Here is a 4,501-nt window from a genome sequence, read left to right as displayed (position 1 = left end):
CACCAGCGGCGCGGCGAGCGTGGCGCGCAGGGTCCGCGAGAAGAGGTGGTGCAGTCGGAGTGCATGCATGAACGGCTCCCAGGCAAAGTGGTCTTGGAACGACGGAAATGGAGATGCCCGGTGCTTCGACACCGGGGTCATTCCCTTTGGGACATCCGACCGCGTCGTCCTTCAGGGTCGCTCAGGCCCGGAGTAGCGTGTGCGCAGGACCCGACTGGAGCCCCCCTTGCGTCGTGATGTCGCCGTGCTGCTGGAGAACGCCCCGTCGCGGCGCCGGGCCTTGTCCGAAGCGGCCTTCGTGTTCTTCGCTGTGCTCGGGCCCGCGTCGGTGGGCCGGGCGGGCCGGGGCGCCCTGGTGGCGGTCTCGGTCGCGCTGCTGGCGTGGGGGCTGGCCCTGCTGCGCCCCTGGGAGGCGACGCGGCGAGGGGCGTGGTTCGGCATCCTGGGGCTCATCGTGGCGCTGAGCGGCACGGGCACGGGCGCGTGGGTCGCCTCCGATGCGGAGGTGGAGAAGGGCTTCTCGATGTCCATGGCGCCGCTGGTCATCCGCGCGCTGGGGATGTGCCTGCTGGTGGCGGTGCTGCTGTGGCGCGACGGCCAGGGGCCCGCGCAGGTGGGGCTGGTGCGCGAGGGCTGGGGGAAGGAGCTGCTCCTCGGCGTGCCCGTGCTCGCCGCGACCTACGTGGTGCACCTCGCCGCGTCGGTGCCGCTGGCGGCTGTCGCCGTGGCGCTGAAGCTCGCGGGCAAGGAGCTGCTGGCGCGCAAGGACGTGGCGGCGGCGCTGATGGACACGGGGCTGGGGGTGCCCGCGTTCGCGGCCATCATGGTGGTGGTGACGGGCTTCGAGGAGTTCGTCTTCCGAGGCTTCCTCGTGCCCCGCCTGCGCGTGGTGTTCGGCCGATGGGTGCCGGCGGTGCTGGGCGCGGCCGTCCTCTTCTCCGTGGGGCACTTCTACGAAGGCACGCTCGCCGTCTTCCAGACCTTCGTGATGGGCGCCTGGTTCGGGTTCGTCTTCTGGTACCACGGGCGGCTGTTGCCATTGATTGTCGCGCACGCGGCGTTCAACACCATCAGCTTCGCGCTGGTGATGTGGCTGTCCCGCTCCGGCTTCCTGGACAAGCTGCCGCCCCTGTGAAGGGATGGATGGCCCCGCCCAAGCCCTGGTGGAAGGTCTGGTGAGCAGGGCCAGGGCTCCCATTCTCTAGGGGACGGGCGGCGGGGCGTAGAGGATGGTTCCCTGCTGATTCATGACCAGGGTGATCCGGTCCCACGACACCTCGTTGAAGAGGATGACCTCCGGGGCGGTCCCGGGTTCCCGCAGGTACCACTGCTCCAGGGTCAGGTCGGGGCGCGACATCCTCGCACCCCCTTCCGGGAAGATGTGCGCTGACACCTCCATCACGTCCGTCGGTGAGCGCTCCATGAAGATGAGGACGAGCTCCGGATTGTTTTTAGAGCCGTGGATGGCTTGACTGATGAGCGTATCGCCCATGAGGCTGCCGGACAGGTTGCGCGTGGTGAACCAGTCGGGCTGATCATGGGAGCTGACGGTCCACATGGCCATGTACTGGCCATCGCCATCCTCCGTCAGGGCACCGACTCCGTTGTAGGGACGGCCGTCCGCGAACGTATCCGGCAGGTTGGTGGGACCGTAGGGAGACATTCCCTGTCCGGCGATCTTCGCGGTGTAGGTGTCTTGCTGTGTGAGGTGGACGAGGAAGTCCGACACGGAGCCGTCTGCCTTCTGCAGATACAAGGCGCCCGTCGTCTGGTCCACCAGCACCGAGCCGCCCTTCACCTCCCGGAAGACACGCAGGTTTTCGGGCCGGAGGCCTGGAAGCCCCGCGGCGACGAGCACTTCCACCGGCGGGACCGGCTTCGTGGGCATGGCGCGCGGCACGTTCATGAGGAAGTCCGCGGGCACCTCCGAGACCACGCCCGGGCTCGTGTAGATGAGCCTCCTGCCATTCGGATCCACGAAGACGGGGCGTCCCCCGATCCCCATCTCGATGCGCACCGTCGCCGGATCCACCCCCGCGACCTTGAGCGCATCGCGCTGGTAGTTCTTGAGGGAGGGCGCCATCATCATGCGCGTGTCCCGGGCACTCGCCACCGTGCTGGGGCGCTGCATCCACTGGACGTAGTCCTGGGCGACGTCCGCGGGCACCTTCGTCGCGTCTCCGCCCGACGCGGCGACCGCGCTCCGGTAGGCATCCTCCGGGGACACGCCCCGGCCCAGGTGGTAGCGCTGAAACAACTCCAGCGCCTGCGGCGTGAAGAGCCGCTCGGCGCGGACCACCTGGTTGAGCGCGCGCTCCGCGTCGGTCAGGGTCTCCGGGGCCGTCACCGCGCGGTTGGCGATGTCCGCGACCTGTTCGAACGTGTAGCCGCCGGACTGGAGCTGCCGCAGCGTGGTCAGCGTCGCGTCCGTCACCTCGGCGCCATCGTCCAGCCGGCTCGCCAGCCGCAGGCCCAGCGGCGACGCGAGGAGCTGCTCCAGCGAGCCGAGCATCTGCGCCGCCTCCGTGGCGGCCGTCGCGCCGCGCATCACGCGCACCGCCTGCGCGATGTCCGCCCCGTCCATCACGATGCCGAACAGGTTGAGCCCCTGCTCCAGCAGGTACTGGAACGCGTTGGGGTCCTCCACGCCGGAGAGCTGCCCGAACTGCGCCAGCCGCTGCGCATCCACGAAGCGCTCGTGGGTGCGGAACATGCCGTAGCCGCCGGCCAGCAGCGACGTGCCCGCCATCGACGCGATGAGCAGCGGCGCCGCCGCCCCGCCCGTCGCCACCGTGAGGATGGTCGCGCCCAGCCCCGCCACCGCGCCCGTCAGCCCGATGGCCAGGTCCTTGCGCCCCTGGGTCTGCTGCTGCTCCGCGTACTTGTCGAAGAGCCCGCCCGTGAAGATGAGCGCCCGTCCCAGCGGGCCGGGCTGTCCGTTGGCGCCGCCCGCCTCGCCCGGTGACGTGAGCCGCGAGGCCAGGGCCTCGAAGGCGCGGCTCGCGGACGGCAGCAGGTCCATCGCGGTGGGCGGAGGCACGGCCTTCGCCAGATTGCGCTGCAACGTCGCCACGTCCGCCAGCGCGCCCTGGAGCAGCGTCCCGTAGCTCTGGGTGAGGCCCGCGGTGGTCCCCGCGAAGCCCGGCTGCGAGGTGATGCGCTGGAGCATCGCGTCGCTGGACGCGGTGCTCGCCTCCGGGGCGAAGGACGTCGAGCCGAACTGGACGGACGGGCTGAGCTGTCCGTCGAAGACCGTGAAGCGCGCGGTCATGCCGGGCGCGAGCCCCTGGACCACCTGCGCGGGATCCACCACGCCCAGGAGCGGGTTCTGCTGGTAGAGCGCCGAGACGCGCGCGGAGGCCTGGTCCTGATACGCCTGGAAGGTGAGGCCGGAGGCGCGCAGCTCCCCGGCCGTGCTCAGCGCCTGCGTGAGCCGCTGGCCCCCTTCCGTCGTGCCGAACGCGGGGGCCGGACTGACAGCGCCCCGGCCCGAGTACTGGCTCATCGCATCCACGACGGCCTGCCGCTGGGAGACAGGCAGGGACAGCAGCTGCTCGCCCGACACGGGCAGGCCGGTGAGGACCCCGTTCGTCAGGCGCGACAGCTGGGGCCCCAGCGCCGCGGGCTGCCCCGTCATGCCGGCGGGCGCGGCCTTCCAGTCCCGCTCCACGCCCTGGCACTGGGTGTTGAGCGCCTGCATCTCCGTGGTCAGCGTCTGGAAGGGCTCCGGCTGCTGGAGGATGCCCATCAGCGCCTGGAGCTCGGCGGCGGCCACCGCCAGCGCGCCCCACTGCTCAGGGGTGGCGTTGGGCAGCAGCAGCGCCGCGCGGTTCAGGTCCGAGCGCTGCGAGGCGAGCTGCGCCTCCGCGAACTCGCGCACGTACGTGTCGAAGCCCTTCTCCGAGGGGGCGTTCACGTAGGCGGACATCGCCACCAGCGCCTCGGACTGCGCCTGCACGGCCTGCGACTCGAGCACCGCCTGCCCGGCCTGCGCGCGCTGGGGCCCCTGGGGCAGCAGCGCCTGCGCCTGTGCCATCACGCCCGCGAGCGCCCCCGCCTCCGAGGCCAGCGCGGCGGCCGGCGCTCCGGCCAGGTCCGAAGGCACGTTGGAGAGCGTCCCCGAGGCCTCGGCCAGCGCCTGCTGACCGGCGGTGATGAGGATGGCGAGGGACTGGGGGTTGGGCGGCTTGCGGGCCAGCTCCAGCTTCAATTCCTCCCTCGCCAAGGTCAGGGGCTGCGTCATGCCCTGGCTCAACGGATCCGCCGCGCCGCCGGAAGCGCGCGTCGTGGGCAGCATGCGCGCGAGCTGCTGGAGCGCCTGCGCGCCGCCCATGAGCAGGGAGCCCACGCTGAAGCCCGGCGTGGTGCCAGCGCGCGCGTCCTGTTGGGGCACCGCCGTCTTGGTGGCCGTGGTGACGAAGGTGCTCACCGTGCTGACGACCTGCTGGAGCGCGAGCAGGCCGGTATTGACCGGTGGCGTGACGACGGGCGGAGGCAGGAC

2 protein-coding genes are annotated in these 4,501 nt (G+C 71.4%); one reads left to right on the top strand and one right to left on the bottom strand.

What is annotated here, in order from left to right; translation table 11 throughout:
* Positions 1 to 226: 226 nt before the first annotated feature.
* Positions 227 to 1,135 (top strand): CPBP family intramembrane glutamic endopeptidase, encoded by a 909-nt coding sequence (locus D7V93_RS38760; RefSeq protein ID WP_120648095.1) that lies wholly within the window; start codon positions 227 to 229, stop codon positions 1,133 to 1,135.
* Positions 1,136 to 1,201: 66 nt separating this feature from the next.
* Here the strand turns inward: D7V93_RS38760 and D7V93_RS45475 are convergent.
* The coding region (locus D7V93_RS45475) for a hypothetical protein (protein WP_158623961.1) at positions 1,202 to 4,501 on the bottom strand (3,300 nt) is incomplete at its 5' end.

Source organism: Corallococcus llansteffanensis (assembly GCF_003612055.1).
GTDB classification, from domain to species: domain Bacteria; phylum Myxococcota; class Myxococcia; order Myxococcales; family Myxococcaceae; genus Corallococcus; species Corallococcus llansteffanensis.
Note: the sequence above shows the minus strand (reverse complement) of the source record. Positions and strands in the feature narration are given on the sequence as shown.